This window comes from Aquimarina rubra (assembly GCF_042684305.1).
In the GTDB taxonomy this organism is placed as follows: domain Bacteria; phylum Bacteroidota; class Bacteroidia; order Flavobacteriales; family Flavobacteriaceae; genus Aquimarina; species Aquimarina rubra.
This window is the reverse complement of sequence record NZ_JBHULE010000037.1, coordinates 39,226-59,999: the sequence shown is the minus strand read 5'-3', so window position 1 is coordinate 59,999 and position 20,774 is coordinate 39,226. Positions and strand designations below refer to the sequence as shown.

Sequence of the window (20,774 nt, the reverse complement as noted above, 5' to 3'; positions counted from 1 at the left end):
ATAATCTATAAGATACCAGATGAATAGAGAGTAATGTTTAGAACCGCAACAGCAAATACAACCAATACCAGATCTAATAACTCATTACTTTTTCAAAATGGTAAGGGAGAAGATTCCTTTATTCAACCTAAATTAAATATTGGAAAACCAGGCGATAAGTATGAAGTAGAGGCAGATCATGTTGCAGATACTATCGTGAGTAAAAGAAAGGAGCAAACTAGCCCTTTTTTTGATACTTCTTCTACTGTCCAAAAACAGAAAGAAGAAGTTCAGAAATCTGAGGACTTAGAAAATCAAATTCAAGAAAAACCACTTGTAGAAAATATTACTCCATTAATACAGAAACAGACAGAGGAAGAACCTATACAGGAGAAAGAAGAACAGGAAGAAATACAAAAACAACCGGAAGAAGAAATACAACAGCAGGAAAAAGCAGAGGAAAATCAAATTCAGGAAAAACCAGTAGAAGAGACTAATACAGCATTAGTTCAGCCGCAAGTCGAAGAAGAACCTGTACAAGAAAAGGAAGAGCAAGAGGAAATTCAACAAAAGCCTGAAGAAGAAGTACAACAAAAAGTAGAGGAAGAAGTCCAGCAACAGGAAATAATACCCGAACCTTCGGCTCCGGAAGCTATTGAAACTAATACTACAGCACCGGATATTCAAAATGTAGAAGAAGAAATTCAAGAAAAAGAAGAAGAAGAGGAAGAAGAGCAGATTCAGGAAAAAAGATTTGTACAAAAAGCAGAAGACCCAGATGGTAATTCAGGGTCTGGAACTTCCTCTATAGAATCACGACTGAATAGTACGAGTGGAGGATCATCATTGCCAAAGGATACTCAATCTCAGATGGAATCCGGTTTTGGAACTGATTTTAGTAATGTTAGAGTCCATACGGATTCTAGTGCAGTACAAATGAATAAAGATTTGGGAGCACAGGCTTTTACCCATGGTAATGATATCTATTTTAATGAAGGAAAATATAATACGGCTTCCACTTCAGGACAACACTTGCTAGCTCATGAGTTAACACATACGGTACAACAAGGTGCTTCTGTACAGCGCAAAATGATACAAAAATCAACGGCACCAGCCTTACCTTCTTCACCGGGGACACTTAAATCTGGTCTTGTTTCAAATTCTAATGAAACCATTACCTATCATTCACTTCCAGTTACGGCTTTTAAAATCACCGGAGGTAGAAATCATTTATATACACAGCATAGCCTTAAGAGGAATAAAAAATATACCGGAAGTAGAGTAGGTGTCAATCAAAGAGCAATATGGAAAAAAGAGGTAGATGCTAAAAATATTGAAAAAATTCTTTTAGAAAAGCATAAGAAAGCGAATGGAGTGGATACCTCTGCATCAGGTAGTCATACAGTATATGCATTTAGAGTTAAAAAATCAAAAACATGCTATCTAACAGGAACTATCAATAATATTGTTAAGGAAGCCGTAACCCCAAAATGGGATAATAGAGGTAGATGTCCTAAGTATTTCCAGGTAGATCACATTGTTGAAATGCAAATATCTGGTTTTCCCGATGATACCTCAGTAAATGCTATTGATAATCTAGAGCTATTAGAAAGAGGTGCTAATGTGAATTCCGGTAAAGTAATAAAAGCAGCGGTAGAAAGAAAAGTACGTCGAACTCTTAAAGATAAAGATGCTAATGCAGCATTAGAGCAAAAGATACCTGGTTTAGCCAAAACAACTAATGTTCAGGAAAAAATTAAGCAGGTAAAAAACAAGTACCATCTAATATTTAATGGTTTTACTAGAGGTGCAGGTCCACGAAGAGTGGGTACAGATAAATATTGGATTCGTTCACAAATTGAAGCAGGCGATCATTTAAAACATATCATTCCTGTAAATATGAGTGAACTGGGATCAGCTGACAGTCTGCTAATTTTTCCAAGAAGATATCATCCGGTTGGCATGCAATTTAAATGGGATGGATCTAATCAAACACCTACAAGCAGAGAGAAAAACTGGTTTGCACCTTGGGTAATTACAAGTAAAACATTTACCAATAATCCTAATAGCGATGTTTTAGGGCAATTTGTTCTTGATTTTCCAAGTAATGATCCTTTAATAAGAGCAACAGGAGGTACTGTCGAAATTAAGAAAATACCAGGAGCACAGTTTGCGGGATATGTAGATAATGTGGTGGATGGAGGTTCGGGAGGAAGAAAATCAATCATTAATGCAGGTAATATTGTGGCTAAACAATTTAGTCCTGTCCGTTTGGATGAAGTTACATTTCAGGATGATAGCGTATTAGTAAAAGGAAAAGTTTTACCAACATTAGGTTTCATTAAAAAAGCAGAGTTAGACTTTATTATTCAAAATAGTGAGATAGAAATTTCGAAAACCTTTACGAATGATACTTTGTCTTTACCATCGCCATTTGTACTAAGAGAAACATCACTAACATTATTTGCTAGTTCTAAGAAAGGTTTAGGACTTAAAGGAAACGTAGATTTTGAAATTAAGCAAGTAGGAGAAGGGCATATATCTGCGGCAGCTTCTACATCTGGTGGTATTGAGCTAAAAGGAGCTTTCAATTTTGATTCCAAAATTTTTGATCCGGCCGAGGTAAAAGTTGAGTATAAAGATAATAAATGGTCGGTAGAAGGAACTATCGGAATTCCTGAAGGTAAGGTTCCGGGAGTTAAAAAGGCAACTATTAAAGCTAGTTATAAAGAAAATAATTTCGCAGCAGAAGGAGAAGCAGATCTCAATGTTCCTGGAGTAGACAGTAGTAGATTATCTGTCAAATACGGAGAAAAAGGGTTTTCTGTAGAAGGTGATTTCAAACTAAATTCTGACCTTCCTGGAATAAAAAGTGGTAGTGTTCATGCTAAAATAGCCAAAAAAGAAGGAGCAGAATCATACGATATTTTCGTGTCTGGTAAAGCAAAACCTGACATTCCCGGTGTTGATTCAGAAATAGATATCACCTATAATAATGGAGCATTACTGATTCAAGGTAAAACCAAGATAAAACTAGAATCCAGTAATACAGAAGGAGAAGTAACGGTTGGGGTTACTAATCAGGTAATAGGAAAAGACAACAAACCTACCGGAGAAATATCAGAATCGTGGAGCATTTTTGGTAGTGGAGATGTTTCGTTTGTATTGACCAAAGGGATTGTAGCTAATGCAAAAGTAGTACTTCAACCTAACGGGGACATCATTGTGTCTGGTGGTGTAAAATTGGATCGTTCTGATAAGAAGCCAAAGGAAAAGAGGTTTGATAAAAACTTGTTTAAGATTGGTCCACCGGATATCATATTATTTGCATTACCCATTGGGGTATATCTCACTTTAGGAATAGAAGGACGAGCAGACCTGTATGCGTCTTTTACACCTCCTTATTTTAAAGAATTACAGCTTAGCTTTAACAATTTTAATCTCACCAAACCAGAAGAAAATACAGATATAGAAGGTAAGATTATTATCGCCATGTCCGGTAAAGGAGGTTTTACCTTAGGATTAACACTAAAAGCAACCTTAAGTGCACTTATTGCGAAGGTTGAAGGATCATTAACTGGTAACATTGGCCTAGAAGCTAATGCAGAAGCCAAAGCAGAATTAGGAGCAAAATGGTCTAATAAAAATGGTTTAGAAATTAAAAAAGGAGAAATATCACTAGAAGCAAATGCCCAGTTTATTGCAGAGCTAATTGGTAAGATAAGAGTATACCTAGATCTATGGTTAGCAGAAATCGATATATGGGAAGAAAAACTAGAAATTGCTAAAGTGAAATTCGGAGATTCATTGAAAATAGGATTCAAACTTCCAATCTCCACAGAAAATGGCGAATTAAAGGCAGGTGAGATCAATAAAGACTCATTTGAATATCCTGATATCAGTAGTGATAGCAAACAACAAAAGCTGGTAGAGCAAGGTGCTAAGCAAGATGATAAAGTAAAACCGCCTCCACCACCATCCAAAGAAGAAGCAGTAAGAGCAGTAAGAAAACTAGATGCCGGTCCTGTGGATTATTGGAAGGTAGCTACTTTGGATGGTGATGAGGCTAGAGCATTGGTGGCGCTCAACTGGATCGCCAGAGATACTTATATCATGTGGTTGAAGATTAAACATTCTAAGATTGATTGGAGCGAAGCCGTTGCCATGGGTAGAAGAAGAGATAATGCAGATTTTGAAAGCCTCAAAGGAGAAGTACAAGGAATGGAACAAGGGTTCCTGCGGATGGGAATGATTGCTAAGTTCAAAAAAGATCACTTCTTGTTTACAAAATCAAATACAAACAAAATAAATCAATTAATGACATCACAAGAAGAATTAGTGTAACTAAAACAATCTTATGAAATAAACAAACAGATTTCGAAGGAATAAAAGATGTTTAAAACGGCGACTACACATACTACAAATGCTAAATCCAGCAATTCCTCTCTTTTTCAAAAAGAGAAAGGGGATGGTGCTTTTATTCAGCCTAAACTGAATATAGGCAAGCCTGGAGATAAGTATGAAGTAGAAGCAGATAAAGTTGCCAATACTATTGTGTCCAAAGGAAATGATCAAAGTAATTCCTTTTTTAGCCCTGCTCCGGTTGTCCAAAAACAATCAGAAGAAGAGGTTCAAAAACGAGAAAATACCGAGAACCAGATTCAACAAAAACCATTAGTAGAACATATAAGTCCACTAGTTCAAAGACAACCTGAGGAGGAACCTGTTCAACAAAAAGAAGAGGAAGAAATTCAAAAACAACCAGAAGAAGAAGTACAGAAAAAGGAAGCGGTAGCGGAAACCACAATTCAAGAAAAAACAGATAGTACTCCTATTACTTCTAATATACAAAAACAAGAAGAAGAGATTCAGGAAAAAGAAGAGGAAGAGGAAGAAGTACAGTCTCTTCAAACCAAAACTAATACGGCTGTTGGTTCGAGCGGAGTCGAGAACTCCTCCATAGAATCCCGATTAAATAGTTCTAAAGGAGGAGGTTCACCACTACCAAAGGATACGAAATCTCAAATGGAATCCGGTTTTGGTACTGATTTTAGCAATGTTCGGGTACATACAGATGCTAATGCAAAACAAATGAACCAGGATCTGGGGGCTCAGGCATTCGCGCATGGAAATGATATTTATTTTAATGAAGGTAAATTTGACACCTCTTCGGATTCAGGAAAACACTTACTGGCACACGAATTAACCCATACAGTTCAACAAGGAGGCGGAATTAAACGAAAAGTTACCGATGTGACATCTGCTCCAAAAATGATTCAGGGATCATTTTTGGATTGGATACCGGATTGGATTCTTAACAACGCACGTCATATTCCCGGATATCTCTTGTTTACAGTTATCATACAATATGATCCATTGTTAGGACAACGCGTAGAGCCCACACCCATAAACTTATTGAGAGGTTTAATAGGATTAGTTCCTTTTGGAACAGCAATTTTTGATAAGCTACAAGAATATAATATCATTCAGCGAGTATTTGATTGGGTTAGTGGAAGGTTAGGAGAACTCAATCTAACCACTCAGGCATTATTGAATCTTGTAGAAGAAACATGGGAGAATAATTCTGTAACTTCATTTATTGGGGCGCTAAGAGAAGAGTTTAGTAATCTTGTTGATAGAATAACAGCATTTGCTACCTCTTTGGTAGATCAGATTATTACTTGGATTAAAGAAGCTTTAATTGATGTAGCCGAACCTATTTTAGAGGAAAATCGCGCCTGGTCGTTGATTAAAAAGATCATACACTATGATCCGCTTAGAGATGAAGAAGTAACCGCTACAACTGTAGAAATTCTGGAAGATTTCTTAATGCTTATTGGCAAGGAAACCGAGTTGGAACAAATGCGAGAACGCGGTACGCTGCAGGAAACAGCCGATTGGTTGGATACTCAGGTAGGAACTTTTATGTCTTTATTGGGTGAGTTAAGAGGGCTGATTAACGCAGCTTGGGATGCCATTCGTCCGGCGAACCTTACAGAGATAGCTGCCAATCTAACAGCATTGTCCGGTCGAGTTACAGGTTTCTTAGAGCGAGTTTGGGCATTTGCATTGACAGTTGCTATCGAGGTACTGAAACTGATCAAAAAAGCATTACTGAGTTGGCTTTCTTCTGTAGCGAATGAAACCAGAGGATTCTCGCTCATAAAGGTGATTATAGGAAAAGATCCTTTTACAGATGAAGTAGTACCTAGAACGGTTCCGAATCTTATCCGAGGATTTATGAGCCTTATGGATGGAGGCGAAGAACAATACGCCCAGATGGTCGAAACTGGAGCGATAGCCAGAATAACAGGCCAAATTGAAGCTGCGGTAGAAACACTGAACATGACTCCGCAATCTATTGTACAGCTCTTTATTGATCTTTGGAATTCTTTTACGATTGATGATCTTCTGAATCCTATTGACGCTTTTATCAGGATCATAGACACATTTGGCGAACCGATTGGTAGATTAATTGCATTTGTAGCAGAAATAGTTCGAATAGTGATTGTGGCGATTTTGGAAATTATGAATTTCCCATTCGATTTGATAAGCAATATCATTACCAGATCGCTTCAAGCTATGGAAGACATCAAACGAGATCCAATAGGCTTCCTGAAAAACATACTAAGAGCGATCAAAGAAGGCTTTGTAAAATTCTTTGACAATATCGTAACTCATTTGATCAATGGAGTGATGGGTTGGCTCATGCGAGAGTTAAGAGATGCTGGTATTCCGGAACTCACAGACTTCTCGTTGCAAGGTGTGATTAGTTGGGTATTAGAAGTATTAGGCCTTTCTATGGAGCGTATTTGGGAAAAATTAGCAGAACATCCACGTATAGGACCAGAAAGAGTAGCTCGTATTCGTGGTGCGATTAATACACTAGAAGGTATATGGACTTTTATCAAAGATGTACAAGAACGGGGTATTGCGGCAATCTGGGACAAAATCCAAGAGCAACTTAGTAACCTTTGGAATATTGTAATCGATGCGGTGAAAAACTTTGTAATGACCCGTATCATTACACAAATAACTACCAGATTATTAAGCATGTTGGATCCTACTGGAATTATGGCTGTGGTTAACGGAGCTATGGCATTCTTTAATGCAGTACAGAGTTTTATACAGTATCTCCGTGAAATGCTCGAAGTAATCAACTCATTTGTGAATGGAGTAGCAGATATTGCCCAAGGAAATGTAGCCACAGCAGCGGATTACCTCGAACGAACCATGGGACAATCCATGCCAGTAGTCATTGGATTCCTTGCCAATCAAGTAGGATTAGGAGGAATAGGAGCTAGAATAGCAGAAATCATAGGATCTGTTAGAGCATTGATTGATGAAGCCTTGACTTGGTTAGTAAACAAAGCCGTAGATACGGGGATGGCTTTATTAGATAGGGTAATGGGAAGAAGTGCTCCTCCCTCCGAAGAAGAAGCACCCGCTACAGGACCAGTAAGTGTAGCTGTTGCAGCAATTAATTCAGAAGGACAAAGAGAACAAGATGAAGGAGAAGTTACTGCAGAAGAAGCGCAAGGCATTAAAAACAAGGTAAATACAGATCATGCCTCTGTAATTAATATATCATCGGTTACAGATGGAGGAGACACCTGGGATTATCATTATGTGCAAAGATCAACAGAAGAAATACCTAAAGAAGGAACAAATAGTGTTGATAATTTAAGAAGAGAAGTAAGATCAGTGCAATCAAGAATATTTGATTTATCCGAAGGCAATGAAAATAACACTGATTTGGTGAATGTAAGTGGTCTTGTAGATATGATGTCAGATAGATTAAGAGATCACGATCAGAATCCGATTCCGGCAAATGAAATAGAGCAAATGACCACTGAACTAAATGAACATAAAGAGGTATTAAATAGAATAGGTGTTGAAGAACACCCTTCCAAATTTGTAGATACTATTGACGGTACTTATATGCTCAAACCAGAGTGGCAAAATACTGACCCTAGAAGGGGAATTACATTAAGGAATAAGTTTTACGGTACCCGTTATAGAGCTGCGGTTAATAGAATGAGGACGGAGCAATTAACTACGCCTTATGGGACACAGACTGCTAGTGGTTATGATGGATTGCAAAACCCTAATAATCCAAATCAGTTTAGGTATGGTAATAATTGGTACAATAATAGTGGTAATACAAGAGCTACTATGGAACACAAACATAAAGTTGTAGATCAATGGAATTCTGATGGGAAGTATACCCCACAATCGGATAGATTGGATTATTATAGTACTATAAGTAATCTGGAAGTGATGCCAAAAAGTTTAAATTTATCAGATGGTTCAAATACAGAAAGCGGTTATACATTTGATGTAGGAGAAAGATTTAGAGGACCTAACGATAATCCGTAATTTTAATATTGAAAACTCATATAAATGACAATATTCCTATCAAGTTTAATCATAAAAGAGAAAAGTGTTGAAATGGTACTTTTCGATGAGCTGGGTGATGCTATTAACAAAGGTTCAAAATCATTTTGCCAGAGTATCCTTTCATATCTGAATCTGAACGCAATTGTTAAATCTTGGGATATAGTTGTTTGCAGAACAGATTATTTTTCAGATTTCATAGGTGAGAGTGATTGGGCGGATAATTGGCAGATTGTATGGAAACTAAAAATATATACTTCAGAAATAAACACCTCAGAAATTAAATTACCTGATGTTTTTATAGGGTTGGATTTAGATGATGATAGTTGGATTTTTTCGGAAAGAGTAACTGAAAATGATACTACTAATTGTGTGGTAATATGCAATTTTCTATATGAAGCTAATAGGACAAAAGCTTCAGAAGCAATTTTTAACTACCATTCTACATTTATCAAAAATGAAGTTAATATAGAAATTCCTGTTTTTCTAAAACTTACAATACTTGATAAATACTATCAATTGATAATTGATTTAGGCAACTTTAAACCTAATTTCTATAAGAATGGAGCTGAATATGCTAAGACCGTACAAAATATATGTAAAGAATTTGGAGGGCTACCACATTATTCCCTAATCGAATAATTGGTTGACATTGTATTATGATTAAAAGGATCAAATTCAAAAGTTAAAGCGATTGTAGGAAAATACCCCTAAAAAGATTAGTTTTTTACCCCATTGAAAACCAGTTAAATAAGAGTAAATTTAAGTTCTAAAGCGAAATGGGATGAAAAAAACAGCATATCAGAAAGAATTGGTGATCAAAGCTACCCAAAAAAGAAGAGGAGCCAGCAATAACAAAAAAGACGTTATGAAGATTCAATCCTGGTTAACGCTGTTTTCTATGAGAAATCCTAGTAGCGGAACAGCAACAGGCATCGATGGAGATTTTGGCCCTGCTACAGAAAGAGCTGTGAAAAACTTTCAGGACTTTAATGGTTTTACAAAAACCGGTGTCGTTGACCAAGAGCTATTCCATAGATTATCATCCAATTTGAAAGAAGCTTTTGAAAAACCATTAATCAATACTAATCTAAGGGATTTGATGGTAGAAGTTGCAGAAAATCACTTAAAACAGCATCCTTTTGAGCTTGATATACGCGGACAATCTAATAGTGGGCCTTGGGTTCGGAGTTATATGGATGGCCATGACGGATCCCTTTGGTTCTGGTGTATGGGATTTGCACAAACCATCCTTGATCAGGCTGCAAGTGCTATTGGTAAAAATTTTAAGACCCTGATGCCACTTACGTATAGTTGTGATACTGTCGGTAATACTGGTCTAGAAAAAGGATTGTTATCCAGATATCAAACCATAAGAAGAGATCCTACGATAATAAAGCCAGGAGATATTTTTCTAATTCAGAAATCACGTTTGGATTGGACACATACAGGAATCATTATTTCTAGAAACGATGATGTTATAGAAACGATAGAAGGAAATACCAATCATCAAGGTTCCCGAAACGGAATAGCCGTTATGAAAAGGACCAGAAGCTTCAGAAGATCTAAAATCGATGTGTTTTCAATTGAGCCTTTAGTTTAAAAAGATGGAAAAAACATTAATCCAAAATACAGTCCATTTCAATAGTAAGCTTTCTTTCTTAAGAGAAGTGATAGAGTACCGCTTAAAAGATAATTATACTACCGAAATACCAATCTTTCCGAAATTTGATCATATAGTATCGGATGATTCATTATTTTCAATATTTGTTAGAAAAAAAGAATTGTCTCTAGAAGAAGTTATCACTTTACTATTGGCTATTGTTCCTCATATATCCCCTAATTTTTTTACAACAATTATATCCGACTTTTTACCTAATGGAGGAGAATTACCCGAGTTTGGAGGGGTAAAAGGTAAAAACCATAGAGGTATTATTCCAACGGGAGAAACCGTACAATTCATAATAGGTGGAAATGATATACAACAAAGAACCCAGCTCACAGAAATGTTCTATGAGGATCACCTTTTTAGAAGTGAAGGAGTATTGTATTTAGACAGCGTACCAATCGGAGAGCCCAAAATGAGTGGCCGTTTGATGATGGATGAAGAATATGTAGAACTGTTTACTACCGGCAAGATATTGAAGCCTACAATGAGCAAGGATTTTCCGGCAGAGCGAATCGACACTCAATTGGATTGGGATGATTTGGTACTTAATAACAAAACGTTACAACAAATAAAAGAGATCGAAACCTGGTTAAATTATAATGATATCGTTTTACACGATTGGAATATGAAATCCAGAATCAAACCTGGATACCGTATTCTCTTTTCGGGTCCTCCTGGAACTGGAAAAACACTTACCGCAACCTTATTAGGAAAATACACCGGGACAGACGTATATCGCATTGATTTGTCTATGATTGTTTCTAAATATATAGGGGAAACCGAAAAAAACCTTTCAAAACTATTTGACAAAGCAAAAAACAAATCTTGGATTTTGTTTTTTGATGAGGCTGATGCCATTTTTGGAAAACGTACCAATGTAAGAGATGCCCATGATAAGTACGCAAATCAGGAAGTATCTTATTTGTTACAGCGTATTGAAGCGCATCCGGGACTAGTTATTTTAGCATCTAATTTTAAAAATAATATAGACACGGCATTCACTCGTAGGTTTCAATCTATTATAGAATTTGAAAACCCATCCTATAAAGAACGGCTATCCCTTTGGCAGAAAAATTTACCGGATAAAATTCCTTTAGACTCTCAAGTTTCCTTGGAGGAAATATCAAAAAAATATGCAATAACAGGTGCTAATATTATCAATGTGGTACAATTTACCTGTCTTAAGACCATTGCAGCTAAGCATGAGACAATTCAACTTGATACATTATTAGAGGGGATTAAAAAAGAATACCTCAAAGAAGGTAAAATGGTTACGATTTAACTCGATTTATATATTAAAACTTCGTTATGAAGGTTGAAACAGTTTCAAGCTGTAATAGATTTACCGGGTTTAAGAGTTTATAAACTATTTCGCCATCTTATCAACAATTCTGTGTATTTCCATAGAGAAATCAATATTTTAGAATGGATCAAGCCCAAACTAAAATATTCTTTTTATAAAAAAGCTTCGTTTTAAGGTCTTTTATGATCCATCGTTTTCATACTAATATTCTTTTACCTTTTGGATGAAAAATATTTTCAAGATCGGACCAGGAACCTTGGTTACGGCTGCCTTTATTGGTCCTGGAACCGTCACTGTCTGCACATTGGCAGGAGTACAATTTGGGTATTCATTGCTGTGGGCTTTGGCACTATCGATAGTCGCGTGTATCGTTTTACAGGAAATGTCAGCACGTTTGGGAATAGTGACACAACAAGGACTCAGCGAAGTCTTAAAATCTCAATTTGACAATAAGATAGTCCGATGGATATTGATAACACTGGTGTTGTCAGCAATTTTTATCGGTAATGCCGCATATGAAGCGGGTAATATTAGTGGAGGCGTATTAGGGTTATCTACCATTTTAGGGTCGCCAATAGTAAAGATAGGTGCTATATCAATTAATTACATGAGCCTAATTATTGGAGTAATAGCCTTTGTCTTGTTGTATATTGGAAATTATAAAATCTTAGAGAGAAGTTTAATAGCGCTTGTTTTGCTGATGAGTGTGGCATTTATTATCACAGCAATAGTAACCAAGCCAGATCTTTCTTTGTTATTTAAAGGATTTGTACCTGATTTTTCAGCAGATAAAATACTAACCATCGTTGGTTTAATAGGAACCACAGTGGTACCATACAATCTATTTCTTCATGCATCTATCGTAAGTGAAAAATGGAAATCCAAAGAAGAACTACCCGAAGCTAGAAAAGATACTATTGTAGCAATAGTGTTGGGAGGGTTAGTTTCTATGGCAATCATCATTGCAGGAGCTGCCATACAACAGACAGAAGTTCATAATGCTGCTGATTTGGCAAAGGGATTAGAACCAGTTTTTGGTGCTATGGCAAAATATGTACTATCGATGGGTTTGTTTGCAGCAGGAATTACCTCTGCAATCACAGCTCCTTTGGCAGCTGCTTATGTTGTAAAAGGATGTTTGGGTTGGAAAGACGGTTTGAAAAGTAAATCATTCAGATCCGTATGGATGTTTATACTTTTTTTGGGTATTTTGTTTTCCTCTTTGGGAATAAAATCAATCGTGATTATTCGATTTGCTCAAATAGCAAATGGCCTTCTTTTACCGATCATTGCGATTTTCCTTTTATGGGTCATGAATCAGAAAAATATTTTGGGGAATTTTGCTAATTCTTTAAAGCAAAATGTGCTCGGTTTTTTGATAGTGCTTATTACTTGTTTTTTAGGAATTAGAGGTATATGGAAAGTAATTGAAAATATGTAAGAAAAATCTTTAATAAAAGTAGGAATATTGAAAAATATATTATTGAATTCTGATGTAGGGGAGGAGGCTGGTTTTGATGAGCAAATTATGCCCTATGTATCTTGGTGCAATATCGCATGTGGAATTCATGCAGGCAATGATCAGGAGATTAAAAAAACAATTGACTTAGCATTGGATCACAAGGTGAAAATCGGAGCACATCCTTCATATCCTGATAGAGAAAATTTTGGAAGAGTGGTTATGGATATTTCATATGATGAACTTGTTTCGACTTTGATAGATCAAATTCAAAAAGTAAAACTTTTTACTGAAGCAGCAGGTGGGCAATTGCATCATGTAAAACCTCATGGAGCATTATATAATGAAGCGATGAAAAATGAAAGCGTCGCAAATGCAATAATGGAATCTGTGCTTAATGTCGATAAAAGTTTATATATAATAACACCTAAAGATTCAATAATTTCTTATATTAGCAAAGGAAATATTAGAGTAAAATATGAAGTTTTTGCGGATCGAAACTATAATGAGGATTTGACCTTAGTTTCCCGTGCTGAGAAAAATGCGGTGATAAAAAATCCGGAAAAAGTTTTTGATCATGTATGGAACATGGTTTTTGATGGAAAAATCAAAACGATAAAAGGAGAGGAGTTTCCGATTCTTTTTGACACCATTTGTGTGCATGGTGATAATCCAAAATCGGTGGAGATTTTAGAGTATATATATAAGGAGTTTTCTAAGCGAAATTATGTATTCAAATGAAAGATTTAGAGACTCAGTTTACATTTAAACAATACAGCGAGCGTTCAATTTTAATACAAGGTCCGTCAAAAATTGATGAAATTCTGTTAGAATCGCTACTTTTTTATAAAAATTCCATTGAAAAATTTTATGATAAACTAATTGTTGAAGTAATTCTATCATATAACTCGCTATTAATTTCTTATGTATCTACTATAGAGAATGTCTATGATGAGGTTTTAACACTTAAATCATTGTTTTCTGAAGATTTTAAAAAACAACCACTAAAAAAACGCTTGTGGAAAATACCTGTTTGTTATGAAGCTTCAGTCGCTCCAGAACTTCCGTCGTTTGCTGCAAGTAAATCAATGGATATTGATGAGGTGATCGCACTACACTCTGCTCCTTTGTATACAGTTTATTTTATTGGCTTTTTACCTGGGTTTTTATATTTAGGTGGCCTGGATGATAGGTTGATTACACCAAGAAAAGCTACGCCAAGTATGAAGTTAGAAAAAGGATCTGTGGCAATTGGTGGAAACCAAACGGGGGTTTATCCTGGTGATAGTCCTGGCGGTTGGCATGTAATTGGGAAGACACCAGTTGATTTTTTTGACGTGAGTGCTCCTGAGTGTTGTTTCGCTGCTCCTGGAGATAAAATTCAATTTATATCGATTAAGGAAAAAGAATATAACGATATAAGGTTATTGGTAAACTCAGGATTGTTTACACTTGAAAACGATGTTTTATGAGAGGGGCTGTAGAAATAATTTCTCCAGGATTATATACAAGTATTCAAGATCAAGGTCGGTTTGGTTTTTCTAAGTATGGAATTCCAAGAAGTGGGGCCATGGATCAAGATTCGTTTTTTTTGGCTAATTCAATTTTAGGAAATAATCATGATTGTGCGGTGATAGAATGGACTATGATTCCTCCTGTTTTAAAATTTCATGAGGATACAGTTATAACAATTACCGGAGCGGTTTGTATACCTTTTTTGAATGATAATACTTGTAATATGTACTCACAATTACGAGTCCAAAAGGGAGATGTTTTGAGACTCAAAAATGTCAAAAAAGGAGTGTATGGTTTTGTAGGAATAAAGTTTGGATTTCAATCAGATTTAATTTTAAATAGTAGATCTCAATATAAAATGATCACGCACTTTGATAAACTTCAAAAGAGTGATCTGATTCCTTATGATAGCTGTGTCGATTTTTCGACATCAAATGGTGTTGTAAATCCATCTTTTTTGTGGATGACATCTAATCAGATCTATGCTTTTCCGGGTCCTGAATTTGACCTCATGTCTAGTAATCAAAAGAAGTTTTTATTTAGTAAAGAGTATACGGTTTCAACTACCAGAAATCGCATGGCAATCCCTTTGGATGAACTATTGGAAAATGAGTTGGGTTCCATGTTAACTTCTCCGGTTTTACCTGGAACTGTTCAGTTAACCCCATCTGGTCAGCTCATTATTTTGACGAGAGATTGTCAAACTACGGGTGGATATCCCAGAGTTTTACAATTAACAGAGAATGCGATTAATGCTATTTCACAGATAAGAACAGGTGAAAAAATCAAGTTTATCCTGAAAGAGTTTAGTTAATTAACCGGTTGTGTATTTAAGAGAAGTGTTATAAAAAAAGCCTCAATTCGAGAGTTTTGGCATAATGAAATGGAGATAAAATAGCCTGCCCGCTGCTGGAGAGTATCGAGAATAGCTTTTTTGATCCAAAACCCTTGTTATCCTGATCTTGTCGAAGGGTAGATATCTACTTGGCACTGCGATAGACAAGTACTTCTTTTAAAGTCGAAGCACTTGAATTGACAGGTTTTGATAAAAAATAAATTCAAGCGCACCACTGGTTAATTAGATAACGGAGATTCTCGGTAATATTCTCGTAGCTATTTTTTTATAGAGTAAAGGATGCTAGGCATTCTAAGCTATAAATCTATGATTTATATATAGCTTGAATAGGGTAATTCCACCCTTTTTCAATAGGGGGAAAAGCCCCTTTGTTTAGTTTTTTATGTTTTTTTGTATTAGAGTTAAATACTTGATATATAAATGATTAGTTATACGGGTTTACCGTAAAATAATTATATAAAAGGGTTGGGTTATTTGTGTAAAACATGGATTTTTGGATATATTAGCGGTAATAACCCAATAAACAAATATATTATGGCAAAAAAAGTACAAAGACCCCAAAAGTGTATTACAAGAGAAGAAGCAAAAGAGCTTCATGATAATTGGTGTACTAAAAGAGTGGGACATCTTAAAAAGAACCTTGGATTTGAAGATGCACGGGAGTTTCACTGGTCAGTGGCGGAATTAGAAGAGTACCTGGCGTATGTAAAACAAGAGTCGGCAGAGCAAGGAATCAAAGATCCGGGTATCAGAATATATATGGGTGCATATCCTAAGTCTAAGTGTAAAATGAAAAAAGGAATGTCTACTTTGTTTTTAGCACCAACAGGTTCTCGTCCGGGAGCATCTGGTAAAGGTGATGGAGATCCAGAAAATAATTATGACATAGATGCATTTAACAAAGGTGGGAACGGTTTTCCTCCAAATGATTATTAATGAGTGATTACATAAACGTAATAATAATTAATCTATTTGAACTAACTGCTGCTATTTTAGGAACAGTTTACATTTCAAGATATAGGGTAAATGGTTTTACTCGATATCTTGTTTTGTTTTTATGGTTCACGGTTTTTGTAGAAGTGGTATTTGGATGGTTACCAACTTTTATTGAAGATTTTAGTTCATTTAAGTTTTTGGAGAATACTATTTTTGCTCGTAATAAATGGGTGTATAATGTTTATGATGTAATAAGTTTTACATTTTATTTACTTTATTTTGTGAATCTTATTGATAACCAAAAATATAGGAAAATCAGTATCAAAATTGTTAGTATTTATGTTTTGGCCTGTGTAGTAAATCTAGCTTTTTCTGGAGTTTTTTTTAAGACCAACTCTACTTTTAATGCGAGCGTAGGAACCATTTTACTGGTCTTGTATATAATTTACTATTATTTTCAGATGTTACAAAGTGAAAAGATATTGGAATTTTATAAATCAATTCCTTTCTATGTTTCTGTTGGTGCTTTGGTATTTCATCTAATAGTAAATCCAATTTTCATTTATGAACAGTACTATAGTAATACTACTAGTCCAGAATTTGTTAGAATTTTTCTAACAATACTAACGATACTGAATATTTTTATGTATTCTTGTTATGCTGTAGGCTTTCTGGTATGTTACAAAAAGAACAAATCTTACTCATAGTTTATTTTACCGTTATTATATTATTTTTCGTGATATTCGGTATTATGTTTTTTGTAGCCTTTCAAAGACGTAAAAACAAATTACTCCTAGAACGTTTCAAAGCTGAACAGCGCTTCGAAGAAGAACTACAAAACTCCAAACTAGAAATCCAGGAACAAACCTTAAAAAACGTAAGCTGGGAATTACACGATAATATAGGACAATTACTTTCCACGGCAGTGATGCAGATTAATATTTTGAGCACTAATCTAGAACCAAAAATCAAAGAATCCGTACAGGATATCAGAGGTTTAGTGGGTGATAGTCTACAAGAAATCAGGAATCTTTCCAAAACTTTAAATCATGAGGTGATTCAGAATATAGGATTGGTCAAGTCTATACAGGTCGAATTGGATCGTTTTAAGAAACTTAACTTTTTAACTCCAGAATTTATAGTAATAGGAGAAGAGGTAATGATTAATCCTAAAGATGAGATTATCTTATATCGTGTCATTCAGGAATTTTTCTCTAACACCATAAAACACGCAGAAGCATCACATTTGTTGGTTAAATTAGAATACACTGCCAGTGATTTAACTATTACTATAAAAGATGATGGTGTAGGGTATGATATGACATCTGTTCAAGCCAATTCTGGTTTGTTGAATATGAAAAGTAGAGCTGCTTTAGTGAATGCTCAGTTTAATTGTACGTCAGAACCGGGTAAAGGAGTTTTGCTTATCTTGCGATATCCATTTAAAGAAGAGGATAAACTATCATCAAATCAAAATTAAAATGAAGAAAAAAACCGTTGTAATTGTAGATGATCATCTTCTGTTTGCACAATCTCTGGAGAGCCTTATCACAAACCTGGAAGGGTACGAAGTGTTGGCGATTCTAAAGAACGGAAAGGAGCTTACACAATACTACTTACATAAAAGAAAAAAGCCGGATTTAGTGCTGTTAGATGTAAAAATGCCGGTAATGGATGGTATTCAAACCATGCAATGGTTAAAAGAAAATCAACCAGAACAGAAAGCGCTGGCTTTAACGATGGAAGATGATGAAGAGACCATTATAAAAATGCTGAGAGCTGGTGCCAGAGGATATTTGTTAAAAGATATCCATCCGGAGAATTTTGAGTTTGCTATGAAAATGGTCATAGAACAAGGGTTTTATTACTCAAGTAAAATAGAAACCGCACTTAAATATTCGGATAAGGCAGATATAGCATCAAGTCAAGATCTTACAGAAAAGTTAACGGATCGCGAATGGACATTTCTAAAATATACATGTTCAGAGCTTACCTACAAGGATATTGCAGGTGAAATGAATCTAAGTCCTAAAACTATAGAGAATTATCGCGAAGCTGTGTTTCGGAAGTTGCAAGTGAAAACCAGAGTTGGGCTAGTAATCTATTGCATGAAAAATAATTTGTTTAAGCTGGATTAAAAACTGCTTTGTAGAAGAGATTCAAGTTTTTTAGCTGTTATTTTGGATTCCGGTATATGCCGGAATGACATGTTTTGTCTTTATTGGTTTGATTGTCATTCCAGTCCTTCGACTTAGCTCAGGATAAACTAGAGGCTGGAATCTATAATCCTCAACAATTTTGGATTATATTGATGAAGAATAGTTTTTCTTAATATAGTATCAAGTTTTTTACTTTTAAAAGTGATTATTGTCTGTACAAGAAAAGAATTTGTTTTTCGAAAAAAATATTTCGTTATCTTTACATCATAAATGAAAACAAGTAACATCAATATTATTAATGTCATTAGTAACGACGTGATTATTTCACAGCGATGAAAGGGATATTTATAATATAAAACATAGTAAAATCCCTTTGCATACGTAAAGGGATTTTTTTTAACCCGTATTTTAAAGTAAATAATGAAAACAATAAAAAATAGTAGTATCAATGTCATTAGTATCGTTGTGATTATTTCACTGCGCTGAGGGGATATTGATATCATTTAAATACTAAACTCCCTTCGAAATTTGAAGGGAGTTTTTTTTGTCTAAAAAATAATGTGCAATAAAAATTAACAAATAGTGATTGTAAATAAAATGAGTGTAAATATCTGTAAATCAATATATAAGGTTTGTTTGGTAGTAGTTGGATATTGTAAGCTTATTGAATAAAATTCAACGGTTTAGTCATTACGAAATAGTTTTATACTGTGGTTTATTTGATTGTATATGAATTCGTCAAAAAAACAGTTAAAATTTTAAACAATTAATAAAAAATTCACATTCAAACGGAATGAGCATTAATAAATATAGTAAACAAGTAACTCAAGACGATACACAACCAGCAGCACAAGCAATGCTTCATGCAATTGGGTTAACTGATGAAGATTTTAAAAAACCTTTGGTGGGTATTGCAAGTACAGGTTATGAAGGTAACCCTTGTAATATGCATCTTAATGATCTCGCTAAGTTAGTAAAGAAAGGGACACAGCAAGAAGATGTAGTTGGATTGATATTTAATACGATTGGTGTAAGTGATGGTATTTCTATGGGAACACCTGGAATGCGTTTTTCTTTACCGTCCAGAGATGTAATTGCTGATTCAATGGAAACTGTTGTGCAGGCAATGTCTTATGACGGAATGGTTACTGTAGTAGGATGTGATAAAAATATGCCAGGAGCATTAATGGCAATGATACGATTAAATCGGCCATCGATTTTAGTGTATGGTGGAACTATCGCTTCTGGGTTGCATGCTGGAAAGAAATTGGATGTAGTTTCAGCTTTTGAGGCTTGGGGAGAAAAAGTAGCCGGAACCATTACGCAAAACGAATATAAAAACGTAATCGAAAAAGCATGTCCGGGAGCAGGTGCTTGTGGAGGAATGTATACGGCGAATACAATGGCTTCTGCAATCGAAGCTTTAGGAATGTCCTTGCCATATAATTCATCCAATCCGGCAATTAGTAACAATAAAGAAGAAGAGAGTATCGCGGCAGGTCGTGCTATGCGAACACTGTTAGAAAAAGATATTAAACCATTAGACATAGTTACCAAAAAATCATTGGAGAATGCAATTCGCTTGGTTACCGTGTTAGGTGGATCTACCAATGCAGTGTTACACTTTTTGGCCATTGCCAGGGCAGCAGATGTAGAATTTACTTTGGCAGATTTTCAAAGAATAAGCGATGAGACTCCGTTTTTAGCGGACCTAAAACCAAGTGGTAAATATTTGATGGAAGATGTACACGAAGTTGGTGGAATCCCGGCGGTGTTGAAGTATTTATTGAAGAAAGGTTTATTACACGGAGATTGTTTGACCGTTACCGGAAAAACGCTTGCAGAAAATCTCCTAGATGTTCCGGATCTTACTGAAGGACAAGATGTAATCAAACCCATAGAAAATCCTATCAAGCCTACAGGACATCTTAGAATCATGTTTGGTAATCTTGCCGAAGATGGTTGTGTAGCTAAAATTACCGGTAAAGAAGGATTACGTTTTCAAGGAAAAGCAAAGGTTTTTGATAGTGAATATGAAGCGAATGACGGAATAAGAGACGGTAAAGTAGAAAAAGGCAATGTGGTCGTCATTAGGTACGAAGGTCCTAAAGGAGGTCCCGGAATGCCGGAAATGCTAAAACCAACAGCGGCGATCATGGGAGCGGGTCTTGGTAAAGACGTTGCCTTAATAACAGACGGAAGATTCTCTGGAGGAACTCACGGATTTGTGGTAGGGCATATTACTCCTGAAGCACAAGAAGGTGGTTTAATTGGGTTGGTAGAAGATGGAGATCTAATCACCATTGATGCAGAAACCAATTCGATCACTGTTGCTATTGAGGAAGAAGAAATTAAGAGAAGAAAAGCTTCCTGGACGCAACCACCTTTGAAATTCAAAAAGGGAGTTTTGTATAAATATGCAAATACAGTTTCATCTGCATCACAGGGATGTGTTACGGATGAGTTTTAATAGGCGCTTCAATACACTAGGTGTTTGAAGT

14 protein-coding genes are annotated in these 20,774 nt (G+C 35.5%); all 14 read left to right on the top strand.

Annotated features, from left to right (window positions below):
- Window positions 1-33 precede the first annotated feature (33 nt).
- On the top strand, window positions 34-4,323 hold the full coding sequence (locus ACFSR1_RS23480; RefSeq protein WP_378295476.1) for an eCIS core domain-containing protein: 4,290 nt from the start codon (window positions 34-36) through the stop codon (window positions 4,321-4,323).
- 48 nt (window positions 4,324-4,371) lie between these two features.
- Complete coding sequence (locus ACFSR1_RS23475) at window positions 4,372-8,358, top strand: eCIS core domain-containing protein (RefSeq protein ID WP_378295475.1); 3,987 nt, start codon at window positions 4,372-4,374, stop codon at window positions 8,356-8,358.
- A 24-nt stretch (window positions 8,359-8,382) separates the two neighbouring features.
- Window positions 8,383-9,018: a hypothetical protein gene (locus tag ACFSR1_RS23470; RefSeq protein WP_378295474.1), complete on the top strand. Its 636-nt coding sequence runs from the start codon at window positions 8,383-8,385 to the stop codon at window positions 9,016-9,018.
- Window positions 9,019-9,160: 142 nt separating this feature from the next.
- On the top strand, window positions 9,161-9,979 hold the full coding sequence (locus tag ACFSR1_RS23465) for a peptidoglycan-binding protein (protein WP_378295473.1): 819 nt from the start codon (window positions 9,161-9,163) through the stop codon (window positions 9,977-9,979).
- Window positions 9,980-9,983: 4 nt separating this feature from the next.
- Complete coding sequence (locus tag ACFSR1_RS23460) at window positions 9,984-11,327, top strand: ATP-binding protein (protein WP_378295472.1); 1,344 nt, start codon at window positions 9,984-9,986, stop codon at window positions 11,325-11,327.
- 244 nt (window positions 11,328-11,571) lie between these two features.
- Window positions 11,572-12,789 carry an Nramp family divalent metal transporter gene (locus ACFSR1_RS23455; RefSeq protein ID WP_378295471.1) on the top strand — a complete coding sequence of 406 codons (1,218 nt, stop codon included), beginning with the start codon at window positions 11,572-11,574 and terminating at the stop codon, window positions 12,787-12,789.
- Between the two features lie 27 nt (window positions 12,790-12,816).
- Window positions 12,817-13,548 carry a 5-oxoprolinase subunit PxpA gene (pxpA, locus tag ACFSR1_RS23450; RefSeq protein WP_378295470.1) on the top strand — a complete coding sequence of 244 codons (732 nt, stop codon included), beginning with the start codon at window positions 12,817-12,819 and terminating at the stop codon, window positions 13,546-13,548.
- The gene (gene pxpB, locus ACFSR1_RS23445) at window positions 13,545-14,279 is read left to right on the top strand and encodes a 5-oxoprolinase subunit PxpB (RefSeq protein ID WP_378295469.1); all 735 of its coding nucleotides are present in this window, start codon (window positions 13,545-13,547) and stop codon (window positions 14,277-14,279) included. The genes pxpA and pxpB overlap by 4 nt, the downstream gene beginning before the upstream one ends.
- On the top strand, window positions 14,276-15,136 hold the full coding sequence (locus tag ACFSR1_RS23440) for a 5-oxoprolinase subunit C family protein (protein WP_378295468.1): 861 nt from the start codon (window positions 14,276-14,278) through the stop codon (window positions 15,134-15,136). Before pxpB ends, ACFSR1_RS23440 begins: the two co-directional genes overlap by 4 nt.
- A gap of 576 nt (window positions 15,137-15,712) precedes the next feature.
- Complete coding sequence (locus ACFSR1_RS23435; protein WP_378295467.1) at window positions 15,713-16,114, top strand: hypothetical protein; 402 nt, start codon at window positions 15,713-15,715, stop codon at window positions 16,112-16,114.
- Window positions 16,114-16,821 (top strand): hypothetical protein, encoded by a 708-nt coding sequence (locus tag ACFSR1_RS23430; RefSeq protein WP_378295466.1) that lies wholly within the window; start codon window positions 16,114-16,116, stop codon window positions 16,819-16,821. Before ACFSR1_RS23435 ends, ACFSR1_RS23430 begins: the two co-directional genes overlap by 1 nt.
- 29 nt (window positions 16,822-16,850) lie before the next feature.
- A complete protein-coding gene (locus tag ACFSR1_RS23425; RefSeq protein ID WP_378295465.1) occupies window positions 16,851-17,594 on the top strand; it encodes a sensor histidine kinase in 744 nt (247 codons plus the stop codon).
- Between the two features lies 1 nt (window position 17,595).
- Window positions 17,596-18,252 carry a response regulator gene (locus ACFSR1_RS23420; RefSeq protein ID WP_378295464.1) on the top strand — a complete coding sequence of 219 codons (657 nt, stop codon included), beginning with the start codon at window positions 17,596-17,598 and terminating at the stop codon, window positions 18,250-18,252.
- 814 nt (window positions 18,253-19,066) lie between these two features.
- On the top strand, window positions 19,067-20,743 hold the full coding sequence (ilvD, locus tag ACFSR1_RS23415; protein ID WP_378295463.1) for a dihydroxy-acid dehydratase: 1,677 nt from the start codon (window positions 19,067-19,069) through the stop codon (window positions 20,741-20,743).
- The last annotated feature ends 31 nt before the right edge of the window (window positions 20,744-20,774 follow it).

Excerpts from the sequence above, each read along its gene's own strand:
- ACFSR1_RS23480 (WP_378295476.1), top strand. The coding sequence starts at position 34 with ATGTTTAGAACCGCAACAGCAAATACAACCAATACCAGATCTAATAAC.
- ACFSR1_RS23475 (WP_378295475.1), top strand. The coding sequence starts at position 4,372 with ATGTTTAAAACGGCGACTACACATACTACAAATGCTAAATCCAGCAAT.
- ACFSR1_RS23470 (WP_378295474.1), top strand. The coding sequence starts at position 8,383 with ATGACAATATTCCTATCAAGTTTAATCATAAAAGAGAAAAGTGTTGAA.
- ACFSR1_RS23465 (WP_378295473.1), top strand. The coding sequence starts at position 9,161 with ATGAAAAAAACAGCATATCAGAAAGAATTGGTGATCAAAGCTACCCAA.
- ACFSR1_RS23460 (WP_378295472.1), top strand. The coding sequence starts at position 9,984 with ATGGAAAAAACATTAATCCAAAATACAGTCCATTTCAATAGTAAGCTT.
- ACFSR1_RS23455 (WP_378295471.1), top strand. The coding sequence starts at position 11,572 with ATGAAAAATATTTTCAAGATCGGACCAGGAACCTTGGTTACGGCTGCC.
- pxpB (WP_378295469.1), top strand. The coding sequence starts at position 13,545 with ATGAAAGATTTAGAGACTCAGTTTACATTTAAACAATACAGCGAGCGT.
- ACFSR1_RS23440 (WP_378295468.1), top strand. The coding sequence starts at position 14,276 with ATGAGAGGGGCTGTAGAAATAATTTCTCCAGGATTATATACAAGTATT.
- ACFSR1_RS23435 (WP_378295467.1), top strand. The coding sequence starts at position 15,713 with ATGGCAAAAAAAGTACAAAGACCCCAAAAGTGTATTACAAGAGAAGAA.
- ACFSR1_RS23430 (WP_378295466.1), top strand. The coding sequence starts at position 16,114 with ATGAGTGATTACATAAACGTAATAATAATTAATCTATTTGAACTAACT.
- ACFSR1_RS23420 (WP_378295464.1), top strand. The coding sequence starts at position 17,596 with ATGAAGAAAAAAACCGTTGTAATTGTAGATGATCATCTTCTGTTTGCA.
- ilvD (WP_378295463.1), top strand. The coding sequence starts at position 19,067 with ATGAGCATTAATAAATATAGTAAACAAGTAACTCAAGACGATACACAA.